The 21282-nt window shown below is 64.5% G+C and carries 16 protein-coding genes; 7 read left to right on the top strand and 9 right to left on the bottom strand.

Going from position 1 to position 21282, the window contains the following annotated elements; genetic code table 11:
- Positions 1 to 376: 376 nt before the first annotated feature.
- From prmC to hisS, 3 genes are all read right to left on the bottom strand, one after another.
- The gene (gene prmC, locus ACOQPC_RS05700) at positions 377 to 1228 is read right to left on the bottom strand and encodes a peptide chain release factor N(5)-glutamine methyltransferase (protein ID WP_420607681.1); all 852 of its coding nucleotides are present in this window, start codon (positions 1226 to 1228) and stop codon (positions 377 to 379) included.
- A 185-nt stretch (positions 1229 to 1413) separates the two neighbouring features.
- Entirely contained in the window at positions 1414 to 2493 is a 1080-nt protein-coding gene (gene prfA, locus ACOQPC_RS05695; RefSeq protein ID WP_420607680.1) for a peptide chain release factor 1, read from the bottom strand.
- Between the two features lie 145 nt (positions 2494 to 2638).
- On the bottom strand, positions 2639 to 3913 hold the full coding sequence (hisS, locus tag ACOQPC_RS05690; RefSeq protein ID WP_420607679.1) for a histidine--tRNA ligase: 1275 nt from the start codon (positions 3911 to 3913) through the stop codon (positions 2639 to 2641).
- Positions 3914 to 4100: 187 nt separating this feature from the next.
- On the opposite strand from hisS, the gene ACOQPC_RS05685 reads away from it, so the two are divergent.
- The 7 genes from ACOQPC_RS05685 to ACOQPC_RS05655 all read left to right on the top strand — a co-directional run bounded on the left by ACOQPC_RS05685 (position 4101) and on the right by ACOQPC_RS05655 (position 11270).
- Complete coding sequence (locus tag ACOQPC_RS05685; RefSeq protein ID WP_420607678.1) at positions 4101 to 6020, top strand: M61 family metallopeptidase; 1920 nt, start codon at positions 4101 to 4103, stop codon at positions 6018 to 6020.
- A 262-nt stretch (positions 6021 to 6282) separates the two neighbouring features.
- Complete coding sequence (gene ppa, locus ACOQPC_RS05680) at positions 6283 to 6816, top strand: inorganic diphosphatase (RefSeq protein ID WP_420607677.1); 534 nt, start codon at positions 6283 to 6285, stop codon at positions 6814 to 6816.
- 110 nt (positions 6817 to 6926) lie between these two features.
- Positions 6927 to 7244, top strand: coding sequence for a hypothetical protein (locus ACOQPC_RS05675; RefSeq protein WP_420607676.1), 318 nt, complete (start codon positions 6927 to 6929; stop codon positions 7242 to 7244).
- A 23-nt stretch (positions 7245 to 7267) separates the two neighbouring features.
- Positions 7268 to 7918, top strand: a complete 651-nt coding sequence (locus tag ACOQPC_RS05670; protein WP_420607675.1) for a hypothetical protein — start codon at positions 7268 to 7270, stop codon at positions 7916 to 7918.
- Positions 7919 to 8023: 105 nt separating this feature from the next.
- On the top strand, positions 8024 to 9223 hold the full coding sequence (gene sucC / locus ACOQPC_RS05665) for an ADP-forming succinate--CoA ligase subunit beta (RefSeq protein WP_420607674.1): 1200 nt from the start codon (positions 8024 to 8026) through the stop codon (positions 9221 to 9223).
- A gap of 252 nt (positions 9224 to 9475) precedes the next feature.
- Positions 9476 to 10234 (top strand): electron transfer flavoprotein subunit beta/FixA family protein, encoded by a 759-nt coding sequence (locus ACOQPC_RS05660; RefSeq protein ID WP_420607673.1) that lies wholly within the window; start codon positions 9476 to 9478, stop codon positions 10232 to 10234.
- 106 nt (positions 10235 to 10340) lie between these two features.
- Positions 10341 to 11270, top strand: a complete 930-nt coding sequence (locus ACOQPC_RS05655; protein ID WP_420607672.1) for an electron transfer flavoprotein subunit alpha/FixB family protein — start codon at positions 10341 to 10343, stop codon at positions 11268 to 11270.
- 178 nt (positions 11271 to 11448) lie between these two features.
- Here ACOQPC_RS05655 and ACOQPC_RS05650 read toward each other — a convergent pair whose 3' ends face one another.
- The 6 genes from ACOQPC_RS05650 to ACOQPC_RS05625 form a co-directional block, all read right to left on the bottom strand.
- Positions 11449 to 12165, bottom strand: a complete 717-nt coding sequence (locus tag ACOQPC_RS05650; RefSeq protein WP_420607671.1) for an NAD-dependent deacylase — start codon at positions 12163 to 12165, stop codon at positions 11449 to 11451.
- Complete coding sequence (gene alaS / locus ACOQPC_RS05645; RefSeq protein WP_420608080.1) at positions 12165 to 14810, bottom strand: alanine--tRNA ligase; 2646 nt, start codon at positions 14808 to 14810, stop codon at positions 12165 to 12167. The genes ACOQPC_RS05650 and alaS overlap by 1 nt, the downstream gene beginning before the upstream one ends.
- 56 nt (positions 14811 to 14866) lie before the next feature.
- A complete protein-coding gene (locus ACOQPC_RS05640) occupies positions 14867 to 15226 on the bottom strand; it encodes a VOC family protein (RefSeq protein ID WP_420607670.1) in 360 nt (119 codons plus the stop codon).
- 52 nt (positions 15227 to 15278) lie between these two features.
- Positions 15279 to 16343 carry a recombinase RecA gene (gene recA, locus ACOQPC_RS05635; protein WP_420607669.1) on the bottom strand — a complete coding sequence of 355 codons (1065 nt, stop codon included), beginning with the start codon at positions 16341 to 16343 and terminating at the stop codon, positions 15279 to 15281.
- A 334-nt stretch (positions 16344 to 16677) separates the two neighbouring features.
- Entirely contained in the window at positions 16678 to 19098 is a 2421-nt protein-coding gene (locus ACOQPC_RS05630) for a response regulator (RefSeq protein WP_420607668.1), read from the bottom strand.
- A gap of 23 nt (positions 19099 to 19121) precedes the next feature.
- Positions 19122 to 21221, bottom strand: a complete 2100-nt coding sequence (locus ACOQPC_RS05625) for a M13 family metallopeptidase (protein WP_420607667.1) — start codon at positions 21219 to 21221, stop codon at positions 19122 to 19124.
- Positions 21222 to 21282 lie beyond the last annotated feature (61 nt).

Below are 21282 nucleotides of genomic sequence, written 5' to 3'. Positions count from 1 at the left end.
CGTAAAAGTTGCGGTCCCCCGGGGCGCCCTGCCATCGGTTATCCGGCATCGGGCACGTCCGCCTTCCCTGCCTCGCGGTGGACCGAGACGTCCGCCGGATCGGCTTGTTCTTTGGAAGGGCGCTCCCGCGAAAGCGTCAAAATCTAGCGATTTCGGGGAACTGATAGCCGAAGTAGCGACTCGGCGCGCGAAAACCAAGCGGAATTTGCAAAACCATCGTCCAGCCCGCGGAAGTTCACGAAAGGCGGCATACGGGGAGGGCCTTTCTCCCCTCACCCAATCCGCGGGGATCGGCAGCGCGATCCTATGGTCACCGGTGTCACGGCAGCAGGACATGATGCGGGCATACCGCATGTCGGCCTGTGTAGGACAGCGGTTATGCGCCGGATGCAGCGCGGCGCAAGATGACGGCGCGGGGCTTGCCGGCCAGATCGCGGCGCAGCGCAGCCGCGAACCCGCAAGCTTCCGCCAGCCCCCGCACCGGCTGCCATTGCTCCGCGCCGATTTCAAAGATCGCGGTGCCATCCGGCGCCAGCAATTCGCCAAGCTGCGGCAGCAAGATGGCATAATCGTCCATCCCGCCCACGCCCGCAAACAGCGCCGGGGCGGGTTCGTAGCGCGCCACGCTGTCCGGCAGCGCGGCGCCGGTCTCGACATAGGGCGGGTTGCACAGGATCAGGTCGACTGGCGGGCCCAGCGCGTCGCGCCACCCCGGCTGGTGCCAGTCGGCCAGCGCAAAGACAGCGCGATCGGCGAGGGCGTTGCGATCGGCGTTCCCCCGCGCGATCCCCAGCGCCGCGGCGCTTGCGTCGATACCGATCCCTTCAGCGCCGGCAAACAGCCGCAGCGCCGCCAGCAGCAGCGCGCCCGATCCGGTGCCGAGATCGGCGATGCGGCGCGGGGGCTGGCTCGCCAGCAATTCCTGCGCGGCTTCGATCAGCGTCTCGCTGTCGGGGCGTGGGATCAGCACGTCGGGCGTGACATCGAGCTCCAGGTCCCAGAAATCCTGGCGGCCGGTGATGTGAGCGATCGGTTCATGCGCGGCCCGCCGGGCGAGCAGCGCTGCGAATTCGTCCGGCACGGAGACCTCGGCCATGCGCAGCAGCATGTCCTGACGCGACATATCCAGCGCATGCGCCATCAGCAGCTCGGCATCGAGGCGGGGTGTGGAGCTGGTTTCGGAGAGGCGCGCGGTGGCGGCGCGGAGGGCGTCGGGGATGCAGGCCATGGGACTATCCAACAATCCCCGCCACCAAGGATCGATGCAACTTCTCCCCTCCCGCCTGCGGGAGGGGCCGGGGGTGGGCGCGAGCGAAGCGAGCGTTGAACCTGTCGATCGCCGCCCCCGGCATCGAGCCGGGGGCGGCGGTACCCACCCCTGGCCCCTCCCGCAAGCGGGAGGGGAACAAGAACTCACCCCGCATTCACCGCCGCCAGCCGCTCGGCCTCGTCCTCGGCGATCAGCGCGCCGATCATCTCGCCAAGCGCGTCGCCGGCGACGATCTCGGGCAGCTTGTGAAGGGTCAGGCCGATGCGGTGATCGGTCACGCGGCCCTGCGGAAAATTATAGGTGCGGATGCGTTCGGACCGGTCGCCCGAGCCGACCATCGATTTGCGAGCATCCGCCTCCTGGCTCGCCGCGCGCTCGCGCTCGGCCTCGTATAATCGCGCGCGCAGAACTTTAAGCGCCTTGGCCTTGTTCTTGTGCTGCGATTTCTCGTCCTGCTGGGTGACGACGATGCCGCTGGGCAGATGCGTGATGCGCACGGCGCTGTCGGTGGTGTTGACGTGCTGCCCGCCCGCGCCGGATGCGCGGTAGACGTCGATCTTGAGGTCGTTGTCGTCGATCCGGACTTCGACTTCCTCGGGTTCGGGCAGCACCGCGACGGTGGCCGCGCTGGTGTGGATGCGCCCGCCGCTTTCGGTCACCGGCACGCGCTGCACGCGGTGGACGCCGCTTTCGAATTTGAGCTTGGCGAACACGCCCTGTCCGGTCACCGAGGCGACGACTTCCTTGTAGCCGCCGACATCGGACGCGCTGGCGCTGATCGGTTCGACCTTCCAGCCATTGAGATCGGCGAAGCGCACATACATGCGAAACAGATCGCCCGCGAACAGCGCCGCCTCGTCGCCGCCGGTGCCGGCGCGGATTTCCAGCATGGCGGGCCGCGCGTCGGCGGAGTCCCTGGGCAGCATTTTGAGCGCCAGCATATGTTCGGCCCGCTCAAGAGCCAGCTGATTATCGAACAGTTCTTCCGAAGCGAGCTGACGAATTTCCTCATCGGATTCCTCCGTCATATGCTGAAGCGTATTGGCTTCGGCGCGCAGCCGCCGCACCTCGCCCGCCGCCAGCGCCACCGGCTCCAGCTCGGCATAATCCTTCGACATCGCGACGAACGCCTCGCCCTCCAGCTGCCCCGACGCCATGCGCGCCTGCATCTCGGCAAAGCGCGCTTCGATCTGCGCGATGCGTTGGGGGGAAATGGCGGTCATGCCGCTTCCCCCCTCCCCTTCAGGGGAGGGGCCGGGGGTGGGGGCTGTCGATCTGATGCGGCGTTTGGCGAGAGTCCCCACCCCAACCCCTCCCCTGAAGGAGAGGGGCTTAAAACTGCGACATAACCTAGCGTGGGACTTGCGCTCATATCGCTCCTGACCGCTCAAGCTGAAAATCTTGAACGATCCGCGCAGCCTGATTGCCGACTTCGTCCGAAAGCGAGCGGATAGAAAATTTCATTTGCTCTCGCCGCGTCGACCTTTGCTCCCGATGCTTCGCCAAGCTGACCACAACGCTGGCCGGAATCTTGGTCGCCTTGTCGAACCGCTTTCTCGGCGATCCACTCGCAATCATTTGGGCCGAGAGACCAGCATCACGCAATTGCCTAAGCAACAGATATGCTTCCGGAAGATACTCATCTTCCTCAAGCGCTAGCACGACATCAATCGATCGGGATTCGACCTCGCACAACATCCCCAACCGCTCGATCCCCGCAGCCCAACCCACGGCCGGCGTCGGCGGCCCGCCCAGATTCTCGATCAGTCCGTCATAGCGCCCGCCCGCCAAAACGGTGCCCTGCGCGCCCAGCCGGTCCGTGACGAATTCGAACGCGGTGTGACGATAATAATCGAGGCCGCGCACGAGGCGGCCGTTGCGGGTCCAGGCGACGCCCGCCGCGTCCAGCCCCTCGCATACCGCCGCGAAGAACGCCTTGGCTTCATCGCTGAGATAGGCGTCGATATCGGGCGCGCTGTCGGCGATCGGCCGGTCGCGTGGGTCTTTGCTGTCGAGGATGCGCAGCGGGTTCTTGCCCAGCCGCTCCTGCGAATCCTCTGACAATTTGCCGCGATGCTCTTCGAAATGCTCGACCAGCGCGGCACGCCATGCCTCGCGGCTGTCCGCATCGCCTAGCGTGTTAAGCTGCAGCGTCACGCCGTCCGCGATGCCCAGTTCGTGCAATAGCTGGTCGGCCATCGCGAGCAGTTCGACGTCCGCCTGGGGCTCCGCCGCGCCGATGATCTCGGCATCGATCTGGTGGAACTGGCGGTAGCGGCCCTTTTGCGGGCGCTCGTAACGGAACAGCGGGCCGTGCGTCGTCAGCTTCAGCGGCACATGCTGGCGCCAGCCGTTCGAGATGAACGCGCGCGCGATCCCGGCGGTAAATTCGGGGCGCAACGTGACACTGTCCCCGCCGCGATCGTCGAACGTGTACATTTCCTTGGACACCACATCGGTGGTCTCGCCCAGCGAGCGCGCGAACACCTGCGTGGGCTCGATCACCGGCAGCTGCGCGCCCCGGAAACCGTAGAGCCGCCGCACGCGATCGAACGTGGCGACGACATGGGCGAAGCGCTCCTGCTCCTCGCCGAAGATATCCTGCGTGCCGCGCACGGGATTGATGCTTTGTGTCTTGGCCATGGCGGCGGCTGTTAGCCGGAATGGCCACGCGGGGGAAGATGCGAGCGCTCTTGCCCGGAAACTCGACATCATCCCGAGAAACTCGACGTCATCCCGGGCTTGATCCGGGATGACGGTTTTGCAAAGTTGAGGCAGCCTTTCCCGCTAGGCTCTGGACCCGCACCGAAATTCCCGCCATCACGCACCCATGAAAAACACCCTCCTCGCCACCGCCGCCCTGCTCACCCTCTTTGCCAGTCCTGCCATCGCGCAGACAGCCAACAGCGCTCCCATCGCGCCGCAGCTCAGCGACGCCACGCCGCGGCCGGTCGACCAGCCCTATCCCGGCACGATGACGCTCGATGTCGACGCGACCGACGTGGCGCGCGGCATCTTTCGCGTTAAGCAGACGGTGCCGGTGGCGCAGGCGGGGCCGCTGACCCTGCTCTATCCCGAATGGCTGCCCGGCAAGCACGGGCCGCGCGGGGCGATCGACCAGCTCGCCGGGCTCAAGATCAGTGCCGGGGGCAAGCCGGTCGCGTGGACACGCGATCCGCTCGACGTCTACGCCTTTCGCGTCGACGTACCGCGTGGCGCCGCCGCGCTCGATATCGAATTCCAGTTCCTCTCGCCGGTCGCTCCCGATGAGGGCCGCATCGTCGTCACGCCGGAGATGATGAACGTGCAATGGGAGCAGGTTTCGCTCTACCCGGCGGGCTATTACACCCGCCAGATACGCGTGAAGCCGACGATCACCCTACCCCAAGGCTGGACCGGCGCCACCGCGCTCGATGGCGCCAGCGGCAAGACCGGCACGATCCGTTACGGTGAGACGAGCTACGAGACGCTGGTCGACAGCCCGATGTTCGCGGGGGCCCATTTCAGAAACTGGGACCTGGGCCAGAACGTCACGCTTAACGTCGTCGCCGACGAAGCCAAGAACCTTGAGGCCACGCCCGAGATAATCGACGCGCACAAGCGGCTGGTGGACGAAGCGGTGGCCGTGTTCGGCAGTCGCCATTTCGACCATTACGAGTTCCTGCTGGCGCTGACCGACCAGCTCGGCGGAATCGGGCTGGAACATCATCGCAGCTCGGAGAACAGCCGCGCGCCCGATTATTTCACGGGCTGGGAGGATAATGAGTGGGAGCGCGGGTTGCTGCCGCACGAGATGACCCACAGCTGGAACGGCAAGTTCCGCCGTCCGGCCGGTCTCTGGACGCCCGATTTCCGCACGCCGATGCAGGACAATCTCCTGTGGGTCTACGAAGGCCAGACCAGCTTCTGGGACATCATCCTGGGCGTGCGCTCGGGGCTGCAGTCCAAGGAGATCGCGCTGGGCGAGTGGGCGCGCGCGGCGGCGAAATACGCCAACCAGCCCGGCCGCGACTGGCGCAGCGTGGAGGACACCACCTTCGATCCGATCATGTCGGCGAGGCGCCCAAAACCCTTTCCGAGCTGGGAGCGCAGCGAGGATTATTATGTCGAAGGCTCGCTGATATGGCTGGAGGCGGACATGATCATCCGCGAGCGGACCGAAGGCGCGCGCTCGATGAACGATTTCGCGCGTGCCTTTTTCGGCATCAACGACGGCGACTGGGGCGAGGTGACCTACACGTTCGACGATATCGTCGCCGGGCTGAACGCCGTCGCGCCCTATGAATGGGCAGACTTTCTCACGGCCCGACTGCGCACCCCTGGCCAGCCCGCGCCGATCGCGGGCTTCGAGCAGGGCGGTTACACGCTCGTCTACCGCGAGGAGCCCAACCCTTTCGACGCAGCGATCGAGAAGGAGGGCGGGCTCGACCTCAGCTACTCGCTCGGCATGTCGCTGAGCGACGACGGGAATGTGAACGGCGTGATGTGGAACGGCCCGGCGTTCAAACAGGACATCGTCGAGGGCACCAAGATTCTCTCGGTCAACGGCAGGGAATATTCCAAGGACAGGATGAAGGACGCGATCACCACCACGAAGGAAAGCGGGGAAATCGAACTGATCGTCGAGCGCGGCGGGCGCTACCGCACCATCGATTTCGACTACAAGGGCGGCCTGCGCTATCCCCATCTGGAGAAGACGGTCGATGGCGAAGCGCCGCTGGACCGGCTGCTGATGCCTTTGGCGCGGTAAGGGTTTCCTTCAAATATTGCGTCGCCCCGGCGAAGGCCGGGGCCTATCCCATGTCGGATCGACCCGCAAAACTCGTCAGGTTGCGCGCGTTTCAACCCGCAGCGTCTCTTGGCTCCCGTCGTTTGCCTTCGGTAGACTGGATAAGCTCCCGCCTTCGCGGGAGCGACGAGGTTTGATGAAGTTGAGAGGATTGCCGCCTTGCTGTCCGCGCACCCTAGCCGCTAAGGCGCAGCGCAAAGCATAATCCCAAGGACCATCTCCCATGGACATCTCCAAAATCCCGACCGGCGACAATCCGCCGGAAAGCCTCAACATCATCATCGAGGTGCCGGTCGGCGGCGAACCGGTGAAGTACGAGTTCGACAAGGAATCAGGTGCGCTGTTCGTCGATCGCATCCTGCACACGCCGATGCGCTATCCGGCCAATTACGGCTTCGTGCCGCACACGCTTTCGCCCGACGGCGATCCGCTCGACGCGCTGGTGGTCGCGCGCTCGCCGTTCATGCCCGGCTGCGTGGTGCGCACTCGGCCGATCGCGGTGCTCAATCTGGAAGACGAACATGGCGGCGACGAGAAGCTGCTCTGCGTGCCGATCGATGCGACCTTCCCCTATTATCGCAAGATCGGCCAGGGCGGCGACCTGCCCGAGATCGTGATGCAGCAGATCGAGCATTTCTTCACGCACTACAAGGATCTGGAGCCCGAGAAATGGGTCCGCGTGGGCCATTGGGGCGATGCCGACGAGGCCAGGCGGATCATTTTGGAGGCGATCGAGCGGGCGAAGGAACAGGGATAGACTCTCCGCCAATCCGTAGTCCTGAGCTTGTCGAAGGACGTTTCTCGCCTTAGCGTTGTTTCTCGACGAAAAGCGCCCTTCGACAAGCTCAGGGCTACGGAGATTTAATAATGGCCCGGTTTAAATTTCTTCCAGCTTTCCTCATTGCTCTGACTTTGACCGCCTGCGCCACGCCGCAGACGCGGGTGCGCAACGGGCTCACCGGGCTCGGCCTGTCCTATCCGCTGGCCGATTGCATGAGCGAGCGGATGGTCGACCGTCTGTCGCTCTCCCAACTGGGCCGCCTGACCAGTCTCGACGGGTTCAAGCACCGCAAGCCCGGCGACATCAGCATCAACGAATTCGTTCGCGTCACCCGCGGGCTGCAGGACCCCGAGGTGCTGGGGGTCGTCGCCTCTTCGGGAGCAATCTGCGCGGTTACCAGTTGATCCGTCGATTTTGCGGGAGACGAATGATGATCAAATGGACGATGATCTTGCTGGTCGGCGTTGCGCTGAGCGGATGCAATTCCACCGAAACCGGCGCACAGAGCAGTGACGCCCGGGCCAAGGCCAGCCCGGCAACCGAGATCGCACCGAGCACCCCCACACCGGCGGCGGTCGCCACGTCGGACAGCGATATCCTTACGTCCGAAGGTTGGGGACCGCTGCGGATCGGCATGACCCGCGCCGAAATCGAAGCCGCGCTCGGCCCCGACGCCAATCCGGATGCGGTCGGCGGGCCGGATCCCGAACAGTGCGAGCAGTTTCGGCCCGTGCGCGCGCCGGAGGGCATGCTCCTCATGCTGGAGGATCAGAAGCTGGCGCGCATCTCGCTGTCCGGCAATCGCGATATCAAGACACCGCAAGGCTTCGGCGTCGGCGACAGCGCCGCACGGATCAAGCAGGCGCTGGGCAGCCGTATCGAGATCGAGCCGCACAAATATGCCGATGCGCCCGCCGAATATCTCACCTTCTGGAACGGCGCCGCCGCCAAGGGCGATCGCGATTATGTCGATGATCCGGCCGCGCGCGGCATCCGCTATGAGATCAATCCGGATGGAACGGTCGGCATCGTCCATGCCGGCAATGACGCGATCCAATATGTCGAGGGCTGCCTCTAGCGCCGCCGCCGCAATCTCGCCTTGGCCCCACCCTCTAGCCACGCCCGCGTGGCTATGCTTAAGCCGCGCGCAAACGACTTCAACGAAGCCCAAGGAACTCTTCCCATGAACATCCACGAATATCAGGCCAAGGAACTGCTCGCCAATTACGGGATCGGCATTCCCACAGGCTATCCCGCGATGACCGTGGAGGAAGCCGTGGCGGGCGCCGAAAAGCTGCCCGGCCCGCTATATGTTGTGAAGGCGCAAATCCATGCCGGCGGACGCGGCAAGGGCACGTTCAAGGAATTGGCCGAAGGCGCCAAGGGCGGCGTGCGGCTGGCCAAATCGATCGACGATGTGCGCAGCGATGCCGCCGATATGCTCGGCAACACGCTGGTCACCGTGCAGACGGGCGACGAAGGCAAGGAAGTGAACCGGCTCTACGTCACCGACGGCGTGGATATCGAACATGAATATTATCTCTCGATGCTGGTCGACCGCGCGTCTGGCCGCGTCGCCATGGTAATTTCGACCGAAGGCGGCATGGATATCGAGACGGTGGCGCACGACACGCCGGAAAAGATCACCACGATCACCATTGATCCGGCGGCCGGATTTACGGATTCCGATGGGAAAAAGACCGCCGACGCACTCGATCTTTCGGGCGATCTGGCCGAGGCCTGCGTCGCGCTGACCAAGAAGCTCTACGAGGCGTTTGTCGGCCTCGACTGCGAGATGATCGAGATCAACCCGCTGGTCGAAACCAAGGACGGCCAGTTGCTAGTGCTCGACACCAAGATGAGCTTCGATTCGAACGCGATGTTCCGCCACCCCGATGTCGAAGCGCTGCGCGACGAGAGCGAAGAGGACCCGATGGAGGTGGAAGCGTCGAAATACGACCTCGCCTACATCAAGCTGGACGGCGACATCGGCTGCATGGTCAACGGCGCCGGGCTGGCCATGGCGACGATGGACATCATCAAGCTGAACGGCGCGTTCCCGGCCAATTTCCTCGACGTCGGCGGCGGCGCGGACAAGGAAAAGGTCACCGCGGCGTTCAAGATCATCCTCAGCGATCCCGCCGTTAAGGGCATCCTCGTCAACATTTTCGGCGGCATCATGAAGTGCGACATCATCGCCGACGGCATCGTCGCGGCGGCCAAGGAGGTCAACCTCTCGGTTCCGCTGGTGGTCCGCCTCGAAGGCACCAATGTCGACAAGGGCAAGGAAATCCTGGCGAACAGCGGCCTGCCGATCGTCAGCGCCGACGATCTGGGCGACGCGGCGAAGAAGATCGTGGCGGAAGTGAAACAGGCGGCCTGAGTGGCGCGATAACATAGCCGTCATTGCGAGCCGCAGGCGAAGCAATCCAGGACAGTTGCAGCGCTGCATCGGTTCTGGATTGCCGCGTCGCCTCCGGCTCCTCGCAATGACGGGAACTCCAACAAAATCTGGCAGCCCTAGCCCGCAACTTCTCCCCGGCCCGCTCGTTACGGGGTGGAATTCAAACTCCGAAACTGCTACGTAACGTTTACGTCAACGTAAAACAGCTGATCCTCCAGGAAGGGAAACCGCATGAAAGTCCTCGTGCCCGTCAAACGGGTGATCGACTATAATGTGAAGCCGCGGGTCAAATCCGATGGCTCCGGGGTCGATCTCGCCAATGTCAAAATGTCGATGAACCCGTTTGATGAAATCAGCGTCGAAGAAGCGATTCGCCTGAAAGAGGCTGGCAAAGTAGAGGAAATCATCGCGGTTTCGGTCGGTCCGGCCAAGGCGCAGGAAACGCTGCGCACCGCGCTCGCCATGGGTGCCGACCGCGCGATCCTGATCGAGACCCCGGATGACGTGGGCTCGACGGTCGAGCCGCTGGCGGTCGCCAAGCTGCTGCAAATGGTTGCCGAGGAAGAACAGCCCGGCCTGATCATTCTCGGCAAGCAGGCGATCGACGACGATTCGAACCAGACCGGCCAGATGCTCGCCGCGCTGATGGACCGTCCGCAGGGTACCTTTGCCAACGCGCTCGAAGTAGATGGCGACAGCATCACCGTGAAGCGCGAGATCGACGGCGGCCTGGAAACGGTGAAGCTGCAACTGCCCGCGATCATCACCACCGATCTTCGCCTGAACGAACCGCGCTACGCCTCGCTGCCGAACATCATGAAGGCCAAGAAAAAGCAGCTCGATATCAAGACGCCCGCCGATTACGGCATCGATATCGCCAATCGCCTGACCACCACCCACGTCGCCGAACCGCCCGTCCGCCAAGCTGGCGAGAAGGTGGAGGACATCGATCAGCTGGTCGCGAAGCTCAAAGCACTCGGCGTCGCCTGACTTAAACATATCCATAGTCCTGAGCCTGTCGAAGGACGCTTCTTCTCTTCGTGAGACGCCCTTCGACAAGCTCAGGGCTACGGAGCAGACATAAGGATTTCAGATAATGAAAACCCTGGTTCTCGTAGAACATGACAATGCGTCGATGAAGGACGCCACCCTCGCCGCGGTCACCGCCGCATCGCAAATGGGCGAGGTTCACATGCTCGTCGCGGGCAGCGGATGCACCGCCGTCGGCGAAAAGGCGGCCAAGGTCGCGGGCGTGGGCAAGGTCCATGTCGCGGACGATCCGGCCTATGCGCATATGCTGCCCGAAGCGGTTGCCGCGCTGGCCGCCGACCTTATGGGCCATCACGACGCCTTCGTCGCGCCCGCCACCACCAACGGCAAGAACATCGCGCCGCGCGTCGCCGCCTTGCTCGACGTGATGCAGATTTCGGACATCCTCTCGGTCGAGGGCGACAAGACTTTCACGCGGCCCATTTACGCGGGCAACGCCATCGCCACGGTGCAGTCTTCGGACGACAAGCTGGTCGTCACCGTGCGCGGCACCGCGTTTGACAAGGCGGAAACCGAGGGCGGTTCGGGCGAAGTCGAGGCCGTCAGCGGCCCCACCGGCAATGGCCTCAGCGAATTCGTCAGCCAAGACCTCGCCAAGAGCGATCGTCCGGAGCTGACCAGCGCCAAGGTGATCGTATCGGGTGGTCGTGCTTTCGGCTCCGAGGAGAAATTCCATGAGCTGCTCGATCCGCTGGCCGACAAGCTGAACGCCGGCGTCGGCGCCAGCCGCGCCGCGGTCGATGCGGGCTATGCTCCGAACGACTATCAGGTCGGCCAGACCGGCAAGATCGTCGCGCCCGAAGTCTATATCGCGATCGGCATCTCCGGCGCGATCCAGCATCTCGCGGGGATGAAGGACAGCAAGACCATCGTCGCGATCAACAAGGACGAGGACGCGCCGATCTTCCAGGTCGCCGATCTGGGTTTGGTCGGGGATTTGTTCAAGCTCGTCCCGGAGCTGACCGAGAAGCTGTGAGTTGAGTTACACATGATAAGCAGGAGCTGCGGAGCGATTCGCGGCCCTTCTTCGTATCAGAATACCTTAATTGGAAACGTCATCCCGGACTTGATCCGGGACCCAGGGTCCAGCGGCAGTGTCATCTCGCCCTAGATTCCGGGTCGAGCCCGGAATGACGTGAAAATAGACTCACGAATTAGCCCACCGCTTCCAAGACCTTGTCCACCCAGGCCGGCACCACCTCCCCCGCCGGCCCATGCCGCGCCTCGTGGAAGAAAGGCGTGCCTTGGCTCGGCTCCAAGTTCAGCTCCAAACAATGCGCCCCCGCTGCTTGCGCCTCCTGCACGAAACCGGCAGCCGGATAGACCGCGCCGCTGGTGCCGATCGATACGAACAGGTCGGCGACATCCAGCGCGGCGTAGATGCGGTCCATCTCGTAGGGCATTTCGCCGAACCACACGACGTCGGGCCGCAGCGTCCCCGCCGCACGGCACACCGGACAGGCTGGCCGCGCAATCAAATCCTGCTCGATCCGGGGCCGCCCGTCACAGGCGGTGCACCAGGCGGTGGCAAGCTGGCCGTGCATGTGCAGCACGCGGCTCGCCCCGGCGCGTTCGTGCAGATCGTCGACATTCTGCGTTACGATCAACAGCCCGCCGGTCCATTCGCGGTCGAGCCGGGCCAGCGCCTCATGCGCGGAATTGGGCCGGACGCCCGCCGCGCCCTTGCGGCGCGCGTCGTAGAAACCCAGCACCAGATCGGGATCGCGGGCGAACGCTTGCGGAGTCGCGACATCCTCGACGCGGTGCTGCTCCCAGAGGCCGCCCGCATCGCGAAAAGTATCGAGCCCCGATTCGGCGCTTACTCCTGCGCCGGTGAGGATCACGATATTACCGTCCGGCTGGATCGCCATCAGCCGCCAAGCGCGGCGCGCACCGCGTCAAGTGCCTCCACCGCCTTCGATCCGTCCGGCCCGCCGCCCTGCGCCATGTCGGCGCGGCCGCCGCCGCCCTTGCCGCCCAGTTCGGCCACGCCCGCCCGCACCAGCGCCACCGCGTCGAAGCGCTCCGTCAGATCGTCGGTCACCGCCACCGCGAACGCGGCGCGGCCGTCGTTGACCGCCGCGAGCGCCGCGATGCCGCTGCCCAGCTTGGCCTTCATGTCGTCGAGGATGCCGCGCAGCGACTTGGGATCGACGCCGTCCAGCGCCTGCCCCATATATTTGGTACCGCCGATCTCCTCGATTGCCGGGCCGTCCGCAGCGCCGCCGCCACCGAGCGCGAGCTGCTTCTTCGCCTCGGCCAGTTCGCGTTCGAGCCGCTGCCGGTCCTTCACCAGCGCGCCGACGCGTTCGGCCACCTCTTCGGGCGAGGCCTTGAGCGCGCTCGCGGCCTGCCGCAGCATCGCCTCGCGGCCGGTCAGATATTGCCGCGCCGCCTCGCCGGTCAGCGCCTCGATCCGGCGCACGCCGCTCGACACCGCGCTCTCGCCAACGATCTTGAACAGCGCGATGTCGCCCAGCGCATCCACATGAGTACCGCCGCACAGCTCAACCGAATAATGTTTTTCCGTTTGCCTGCCCATCGACAGCACGCGGACCTCGTCGCCATATTTCTCGCCGAACAACGCCAGCGCGCCTGCCTCGACGGCATCGTCGGGAGCCATCAACCGGGTGGTGACGTCTTGGTTGGCACGGATTTCCGCATTCACCTCTGCCTCGACCGCGGCGATATCCTCATCGCTCAGCGCGGCGGGATTGGAGAAATCGAAGCGCAATCGCTCGGGCGCCACCAGACTGCCTTTCTGCGTGACATGGCCGCCGAGCCTGTTGCGCAAGGCGGCGTGCAGCAGATGCGTGGCGCTGTGGTTGGCGCGCAGCCGATCCCGACGTTCGCCATCGACCAGCAACTGCACGCTGTCGCCGATCTTCAGGCCTCCCTCCTCGACCAGCGCATGATGCGCATGGAGGCGGCCGAGCGGCTTGGATGTGTCCTCGACCGAAGCTGCAAAGCCGTTCGGGCCTGCGATGCGTCCACTATCGCCCATCTGGCCGCCAGATTCGGCGTAAAAAGGCGTCTGGTTGGTGAGGATCACCGCACGGTCACCCACGCCGACTTCGCCAACTTCAACGCCGTCTTTAACCAGCGCGACGACCGCGCCTTCGCCCTCGGTCGCCTGATAGCCGATGAACTCGCTCCCACCCTCGCGCTCGGCAATGTCGAACCAGATTTCGCCATCGGCGGCGGCGCCCGAGCCCTTCCAGGCGGCGCGCGCGGCGGCTTTCTGCTCGGCCATGGCGGCATCGAACCCGACGCGATCGACGGTCAGCCCGCGCGCCCGCAGGGCGTCTTCGGTCAGATCATAGGGGAAGCCGAAGGTGTCGTAGAGCTTGAACGCGGTGGCGCCGGGCAGTTCGTCGCCCTCGCCCATTGACGCGGTGGCTTCGTCGAGCAGGCCAAGGCCCTTTTCCAGCGTCTGGCGGAAGCGGGTTTCCTCGCGCTCGAGCGTTTCCTGGATCAGCGGCTGCGCGCGGATCAGTTCGGGATAGGCCGTGCCCATTTCGGCCGAGAGCGTGGGGACGAGCCGGTGCATCAACGGATCCTTCGCGCCGAGCAGATGCGCGTGGCGCATGGCGCGGCGCATGATCCGGCGCAGCACGTAGCCGCGCCCCTCGTTCGCGGGCAACACGCCGTCGGCCATCAAGAAGCTCACCGAGCGCAGATGATCGGCGATCACGCGGTGGCTGGCGCGGGTTTCGTCGTTTTCGGGCTGCCCGGTGAGATCGACCGAGGCGGCGATCAGCGTCCTGAACAGGTCGATATCGTAATTGTCGTGCACGCCCTGCATCACGGCGGCGGCGCGTTCGAGCCCCATGCCGGTGTCGATCGAAGGCTTGGGCAGTTCGCCGACGATCTCGCCCTCCTCCTGGCGATATTGCATGAAGACGAGGTTCCAGATCTCGACGAAGCGGTCGCCGTCCTCATCCGGGCTACCGGGCGGCCCGCCCCGGATATGGTCGCCATGATCGTAGAAGATTTCGCTGCACGGGCCGCAGGGGCCGTTGTCGCCCATCGCCCAGAAATTATCCTTGGTGGCGATGCGGATGATGCGGTCTTCGGGCAGGCCGGCGATCTTGCGCCACAGATCGAACGCCTGATCGTCGTCATGATAGACGGTGGCGGTCAGCCTGTCCGCATCAATGCCCCATTCGCGGGTGATCAGATTCCAGGCATGCGCGATCGCCTGTTCCTTGAAATAATCGCCGAACGAGAAATTGCCGAGCATCTCGAAGAAGGTGTGGTGCCGCGCGGTGTAGCCGACATTGTCGAGATCGTTGTGCTTGCCGCCGGCGCGCACGCATTTCTGTGCCGAGGTCGCGGTGGAATAGGGCCGCGATTCCAGGCCGGTGAAGACGTTCTTGAACGGCACCATGCCCGCATTGACGAACATGAGCGTGGGATCATTATGCGGAACGAGCGGCGAGGAGGCCACCATCTCATGCCCGTGGCCTGCGAAATAATCGAGGAAGCTGCGACGGATATCGTTGGTAGAGGTCATGGGGGTCGAGGTCATGCCTGCCATGTAAGCGGGCCAGCCCTCCCGCTCAAGCGCGATCAGCCGCGCTGCCAGACCGCCAGTTCGTTGCCGTCGGGATCGTTGAATTCGAAGCGGCGCCCGCCGGGAAAATCGTAAATGTCCCGGATCAGCCTGCCGCCCGCTGCGACGACCGCGTCGCGGGACGCCGCTACATCGCTGCTTTCAATGACAGGAAGCGGCGGCGCCTTGCGATCGGCATCGAGGCCGAGATCGGTATCGTCGCTGGTGGTCGCGCTGTAGGTCGATCCGAAATCGGTAAAGGTCCAGCCGAAGGAGTTGGCGTAGAATGCACGCGCCCGCGCCGTTTCCGCGACGGACAGCTCGACATAATTGAACCGCGCCTTTGAAGCCTGCGCCATCATCCGCTCCTGCAACATGTCCGGAAGTTCGTAAAGGACGGCATACGCCCCCCCTTTCAGCCCTCCGGTGTCAATCCTCGTCCGGTCCCGCCATCATCTCTTCGGCGACATCGTCCTTCTTGCCGCGAATCGCCGCTTCCAGCTTGTCGAGCATCTCGGGATGTTCGAGCAAAAAGGTCTTGGCGTTCTCGCGGCCCTGGCCGATGCGCACGCTGTCATAGCTGAACCAGGCGCCGGACTTTTCGACGAGGTCCGCCTTGACGCCGAGGTCGATGATCTCGCCGACCTTGGAGATGCCCTGGCCGTACATGATGTCGAACTCGACCTGCTTGAACGGCGGGGCGACCTTGTTCTTGACCACCTTCACGCGGGTGGAATTGCCGACCACCTCGTCGCGGTCCTTGATCTGGCCGGTGCGGCGGATGTCGAGGCGCACACTGGCATAGAATTTCAGCGCGTTGCCGCCGGTCGTGGTCTCCGGATTGCCGTACATCACGCCGATCTTCATGCGCAGCTGGTTGATGAAAATGACCATGCATTTGGACTTGCTGATCGAGCCGGTCAGCTTGCGCAGCGACTGGCTCATCAGCCGCGCCTGCAGGCCGACATGGCTGTCGCCCATTTCGCCCTCGATCTCGGCGCGCGGGACCAGCGCGGCCACCGAATCGATCACGAGGATATCGACCGCATTGGAACGCACCAGCGTGTCGCAGATCTCCAGCGCCTGCTCGCCCGTATCGGGCTGCGAGACGATGAGATTGTCGACGTCGACGCCCAGCTTCTTGGCATAGACCGGATCGAGCGCATGCTCGGCGTCGATGAACGCGGCGGTGCCGCCCTTTTTCTGCGCCTCGGCCACCGTGTGCAGGGCCAGCGTGGTTTTCCCTGAGCTTTCCGGCCCGTAAATCTCGATCACCCGGCCCTTGGGCAGGCCGCCGATGCCGAGCGCGATGTCGAGGCCGAGCGACCCGGTCGAAATCGCCTCGATCTCGATCGCCTCGCGGCTGCCCAGCTTCATCGCCGAGCCCTTGCCGAAGGCGCGGTCGATCTGCGCCAGGGCGGCGTCCAGTGCCTTTTCGCGGTCCATATCGCTGATTCTTTCGTTCGATTCGATGAGTTTGAGCTTGGCGGCCATATCACGTCCCCTGTCCTAGTTCAGCAGCCCCGTCGATTCGTCGGGAATTTTGTTTGTGTACCGCATTTGTTCTGTTGGAACAAGAGGGGAACGCGATTTTGATGGTTTGGAAATTTCTCTCTCCCGCCTGCGGGAGAGGAGCGAGACTTGATGAGTGTAACGAATTTAGTCACAGCGGCGAGGGGCATCGGTTAGGGCGACTGCACAAAACTTGCCCTGCCGATGGCGCTACGCGCCACCCGCCCTCATCCAACTGCGTCTAGCTCCCCCGGACCAAGCCCGGGGTCGACAAGACTTCGTATCCTTCTCCCGCCCAAGTGGGAGAAGATTGTTGCTACTTCTTCCGGCTCCCCCGCAGCACCTCGCCCACCGCTTCGGCGATCTGCTGCACGCTGAACGGCTTGGGCAGGAATGCGACATTGTCGAGATCGATGCTCTGGCGCAATTGCTCCTCGGCATAGCCGGACATGAACAGGATCGGCAGATCGGGCCGGGTCTGGCGCAGCGCGCGGGCCATGGCGGGGCCATCCATGTTCGGCATGACCACGTCGGACACGATCAGATCATAGGCACCCCCCTTCGCGATCGTCTCCAGCGCTTCCTCGCCGTCGCTCGCGGTCTCGACGGTATAGCCCTGCCGCGCCAGCGCGCGCTCGGCGACCGCGCGGACCATGTCCTCGTCCTCGACCAGGAGGATCGTGCCCGTGCCCCAGGTTTCCTCGGGCGGCGGCGCGGCTTTGGGAGCGGCGCGCGCGGGTTGCCCCGGCGCGGCCTTGTGCACCGGCAGATAGATTTCGAACCGCGCGCCGCCGCCGACCACATTGCGCGCGAAGATATAGCCGCCCGACTGCTTGACGATGCCGTAGACGGTGGAAAGGCCGAGGCCGGTGCCCTTGCCCAGTTCCTTGGTGGTGAAGAACGGTTCGAAGATCTTGGCCAGCACCTCCTTGGGGATGCCGGCGCCGCTGTCGGTGACCGACAGACGGATATAGTCTCCCTCCGGCAGCACATCGCTTTCCATCGCGCGGACGTCCTTGGGGCCGATGGCAGCGGTCTCGATCGCGACCGTTCCGGTGGCGGTTGCGTTTTTGGGCCTCGCCTCCAGGATCGCATCGCGCGCGTTGACGCCCAGATTGACGATGACCTGTTCGAGCTGCCCCGGATCGGCGCGCACCGGGCCGAGGCCGCGGCCGTGGCGCACCTCCAGCTTCACCGTCTCGCCGAGCAGGCGCCTCAGCAGGTTCGAGACGTCGGACACCAGATCGGGCAGCTGCAGCACCTGCGGGCGCAGCGTCTGCTGGCGCGAGAATGCGAGCAATTGCCGCGTCAGGCTGGCCGCGCGGTTGGAGTTGTTCTTGATCTGCTGGATATCGTCATAATGGCTGTCGCCCGGCGTCAGGCGCAGCAACATCAGGTCGCAATGGCCGATGATCGCGGTCAGGATATTGTTGAAATCATGCGCCACGCCGCCGGCCAGCTGGCCGACCGCCTGCATCTTGGTCTGCTGCGCGATCTGGCGCTTGAGCTTGGTCTCCTCGCCGGAGTCTTTCAAGCTCAACATCACCGCCGCTTCGCCCAGACCGCGTACGCCAGAGAGGGTCAGCGAGAGCACCTCGTCCGGCCGGTCGCGCGGGCGCACGGCCAGGTCGCCGCTGGTCGGCTGCCCCCCGGCATGGCGGCGCACCGCATCGGCGAGCGCGCCCTTGTCCTCGCGGATCACGAGATCGCCGGGATAAAGCGGCAGGCCGCCATCGGCGAGGCCCGCCAGCTTGGCGAAGCTGTCGTTTGCGAACAGGAAGCGCCCGTCGCGGTCGAGCAGCGCGAGGCCGAGCGGAAGGTTCGCGAGCAGATTTTCGACATGGGCGAGCGCTGCGGTTCGATCCTGCGTCGCGCCGTCCTCGTCGCGCAGCAGCACCAGCGCCGGGCCATCTTCGCGGTCGCTTTCGATCGGCAGATGGACGAGACGCAGCGGCACCCCGCGCCGTCCTTCGCTCTCGAAGAAGATCGCGCCGCGCTCGTCGGAGCGCAGGAAGGCGGTGAAGTCCTTGCCGGTGAGATTGCTGTGCTCGCTGCCCGTCGCGCGCATCGCAAAGGCACCGTTGCTGGCGCGGATGCGGCCCTCGGGGCCCAAGGTGGCGGCCATCAGTCCGGAGCGCGAAAGCAGATCGCCCAGATTGCCCGCCACCAGCTCGGCCGCCTCGGCGGCGAGGCTGCGGCGCAACAGCGGCTCGAATTGCCACACGAGATAATCGTCGGCCGCCCCGGCGCGGCGCAGCGCCAGCCGGTATTCGGCCGCCCCGCGCGCGATGACGGGGACCTCGCTGCGGCCATCGCGCCACGCGGCGCGGGTGGCCCTAGCGATGGCGTCGCCGCTCTTGCCGTCGAAATCGAGCGCGGCGGGCGGGCGCGGCCCGTCCATCCAGCGCGCGTAGAGATCGTTGGCGCAGACCAGTCGCCCGGCGCGGTCGGTGATCGCCAGACCGAAATCGGCGAAATCGGCGGCGGCATGGGTGACCGACCAGTCGGGCGGCATCAGGTCCTGACGCGGCGCGCTGTCCGCATTCTGGCGAAACAGCAGCGCAAAGGCGCCGAGGCAAAGGATACCGACGGCAAAGCCCGCGGACAGGACGATGCTGTCGGTCGCCGCCCACAGGATCAACGCGGAGGCGACGATCGCGCCGCCGACGATCAACCAAAGGGGGAGCCGGGCGGCGGTCAGACCGCCTCTGCTTGCCGCTGCTCCCCCTTCGGCCAATGGATTTCCTTGCTGTTACGGACTTACCAGATGCGCACGCGCTGATCGGGCGCGAGGTATAATTTCGATGTCGCCTGTGGATCGAAGGCATCATACCATTTGTCAAGATTGCGCACGACCCAGGCGCGCTGCTGCGACGGGCTGTGCGGATCGGTGTTGAGCCGCTGCGAAAGATTGCTCTCGCGGTAATTGCGGCGCCATACCTGCGCCCAGCCGAGGAAGAAGCGCTGGTCGCCGGTAAAGCCGTCGATCACCGGCGCTTCCTTCCCGTCCAGCGCCTGCTTGTAGGCGTCATAGGCGATGGTCAGACCGGCGAGATCGCCGATATTCTCGCCCAGCGTGAACTCGCCCTTCACATGCTCGCCCGGCAGCGGCTCATATTCGTCATATTGCGCGACGAGCGCCTTGGTCGCCTTGTCGAACGCGGCGACGTCTTCCGGCGTCCACCAGTCGGACAGACGGCCGTCCTCGTCATATTTCGAACCCTGATCGTCGAAATGATGGCTGATCTCATGGCCGATCACCGCTCCGATGCCGCCATAATTGATCGCCGGATCGGCATCGGGATCGAAGAAGGGCGGCTGCAGGATCGCGGCCGGGAACACCACCTCGGTCATGCCGAAATTGGCGTAGGCGTTGACGGTCTCGGGAAGCATGCCCCATTCCCATGTCCGGATCGGGGTGCCGAGCTTGGCGATGTTGTCGGCATATTGCCAGTTGTTGCCGCGGATCTGGTTGCCGAACAGATCGCCTTCCCTGATCTCCAGCGCGCCGTAATCCTTCCAGCGATCGGGATAGCCGACCTTGACCGTGAAATTGGCGAGCTTGGCCAGCGCGCGCTGCTTGGTCTCGGGCTGCATCCATTCGAGACCCTGGATTCGGCGGCCCATGGCGGCGAGCACATTGTCGACCAGCTCGTTCATCGCGGCCTTGGTTGCGGGCGGGAAATATTCGGCGGCATATTCCTTGCCGACCGCCTCGCCCAGCACATCCTCGGTGAAGCCCACGCCGCGTTTCCAGCGCACCTCGCGCTCGGGGGTGCCGTTCAGCGTGGTGCCGTAAAAGGCAAAGCTCTCATTGGCGATGGCATCGGGCAGCACATCGGACAGATTGTCCAGACTGCGGATCATCAGCTGGTCCTTCAGCGTGGCGAGATCCGCCTCGCCGACGATTTTCGCGATGCCCTGCACCGCGCTCGGCTGCGCCACGAGCAGCTCCCGGATATTCGGGCTGGTCGCCTTGATCATGGCGACAAGGTCGAGGCCCGGCGCCATGGCCTGCAGCTCGGACACGCTCATCTTGTTGTAGGTCTTGGTCGCGTCGGAACTGTCTTCCTTGGTCCAGTGGACCTCGGCGATCTTCTTCTCCATGTCGAAGATCGCCTGCGCCCGCGCGGCGCCATTATCCTCGCCGGCAAGCTCGAACATCTTGGTCAGATGCGCGATATAGGCTGTACGGATGCCGTTGAAACGCTCCGAATCTTCGAGATAATAGTCGCGGTCCGGCAGGCCGAGCCCGCTCTGAACCATGCCGAAAATATAGGTGTCGGGGTCCTTGTCGTCCTGCCCGACATAGCCGCCGACGGGTCCACGCACGCCGTTCCTGGCGGCCTCGACCAGCAATTGCGCATAATCTTCCTTATTATCCAGCGCTTCGATCTTGCCGAGCCACGGCTTGATCGGCGCCAGGCCCTTGGCCTCGACCGCAGCCGTGTCGAGATAGCTGGCATAAGCGCGGCCGATCTTGCTGTCGGAATCATTCTTGGCCTCGTCGAGCACCTTTTTCACCCGCTCCTGGCTCAAATCGGCCAGCGCGGTGAACATGCCGTAATTGGATTTGTCGGCGGGGATTTCGGTGGTTTCGGCCCATTTGCCGTTGGCGAAGCCGTAAAAATCATCGCCCGGCTTGATCATCCGGTCCATGCCCTCCTCGTCGAAACCGAATTTGCCGATCTCGGGCGCGGCGTCGGCCTGCGCTGGCTCGGCCGAGGCATCCGCATCGGCGGACAAGGCGGCTTCTGCCTTGGAGGTGGTGACGGCATCCTCGTCCTGCGCAAAAGCAGGGTTGGCGGCGAGCGCTATCGGGGTGGCAGCCAACAACAGCATGGTACGCAAAGCGGTCATATTCGATCCTCTATAAGTTATTTTCTGACATTCCCGATGCACCGGGAACGGTTTCCGCGCA

This window comes from Novosphingopyxis sp., from assembly GCF_965218915.1.
Taxonomy (GTDB): Bacteria; Pseudomonadota; Alphaproteobacteria; order Sphingomonadales; family Sphingomonadaceae; genus Novosphingopyxis.
This window is presented reverse-complemented; position numbering and strand designations above follow the sequence as displayed.

Coding starts and splice junctions, on each gene's coding strand:
- prmC (WP_420607681.1), bottom strand. CDS start 1,228: ATGGCCTGCATCCCCGACGCCCTCCGCGCCGCCACCGCGCGCCTCTCC.
- prfA (WP_420607680.1), bottom strand. CDS start 2,493: ATGACCGCCATTTCCCCCCAACGCATCGCGCAGATCGAAGCGCGCTTT.
- hisS (WP_420607679.1), bottom strand. CDS start 3,913: ATGGCCAAGACACAAAGCATCAATCCCGTGCGCGGCACGCAGGATATC.
- ACOQPC_RS05685 (WP_420607678.1), top strand. CDS start 4,101: ATGAAAAACACCCTCCTCGCCACCGCCGCCCTGCTCACCCTCTTTGCC.
- ppa (WP_420607677.1), top strand. CDS start 6,283: ATGGACATCTCCAAAATCCCGACCGGCGACAATCCGCCGGAAAGCCTC.
- ACOQPC_RS05675 (WP_420607676.1), top strand. CDS start 6,927: ATGGCCCGGTTTAAATTTCTTCCAGCTTTCCTCATTGCTCTGACTTTG.
- ACOQPC_RS05670 (WP_420607675.1), top strand. CDS start 7,268: ATGATGATCAAATGGACGATGATCTTGCTGGTCGGCGTTGCGCTGAGC.
- sucC (WP_420607674.1), top strand. CDS start 8,024: ATGAACATCCACGAATATCAGGCCAAGGAACTGCTCGCCAATTACGGG.
- ACOQPC_RS05660 (WP_420607673.1), top strand. CDS start 9,476: ATGAAAGTCCTCGTGCCCGTCAAACGGGTGATCGACTATAATGTGAAG.
- ACOQPC_RS05655 (WP_420607672.1), top strand. CDS start 10,341: ATGAAAACCCTGGTTCTCGTAGAACATGACAATGCGTCGATGAAGGAC.
- ACOQPC_RS05650 (WP_420607671.1), bottom strand. CDS start 12,165: ATGGCGATCCAGCCGGACGGTAATATCGTGATCCTCACCGGCGCAGGA.
- alaS (WP_420608080.1), bottom strand. CDS start 14,810: ATGACCTCTACCAACGATATCCGTCGCAGCTTCCTCGATTATTTCGCA.
- ACOQPC_RS05640 (WP_420607670.1), bottom strand. CDS start 15,226: ATGTTGCAGGAGCGGATGATGGCGCAGGCTTCAAAGGCGCGGTTCAAT.
- recA (WP_420607669.1), bottom strand. CDS start 16,343: ATGGCCGCCAAGCTCAAACTCATCGAATCGAACGAAAGAATCAGCGAT.
- ACOQPC_RS05625 (WP_420607667.1), bottom strand. CDS start 21,221: ATGACCGCTTTGCGTACCATGCTGTTGTTGGCTGCCACCCCGATAGCG.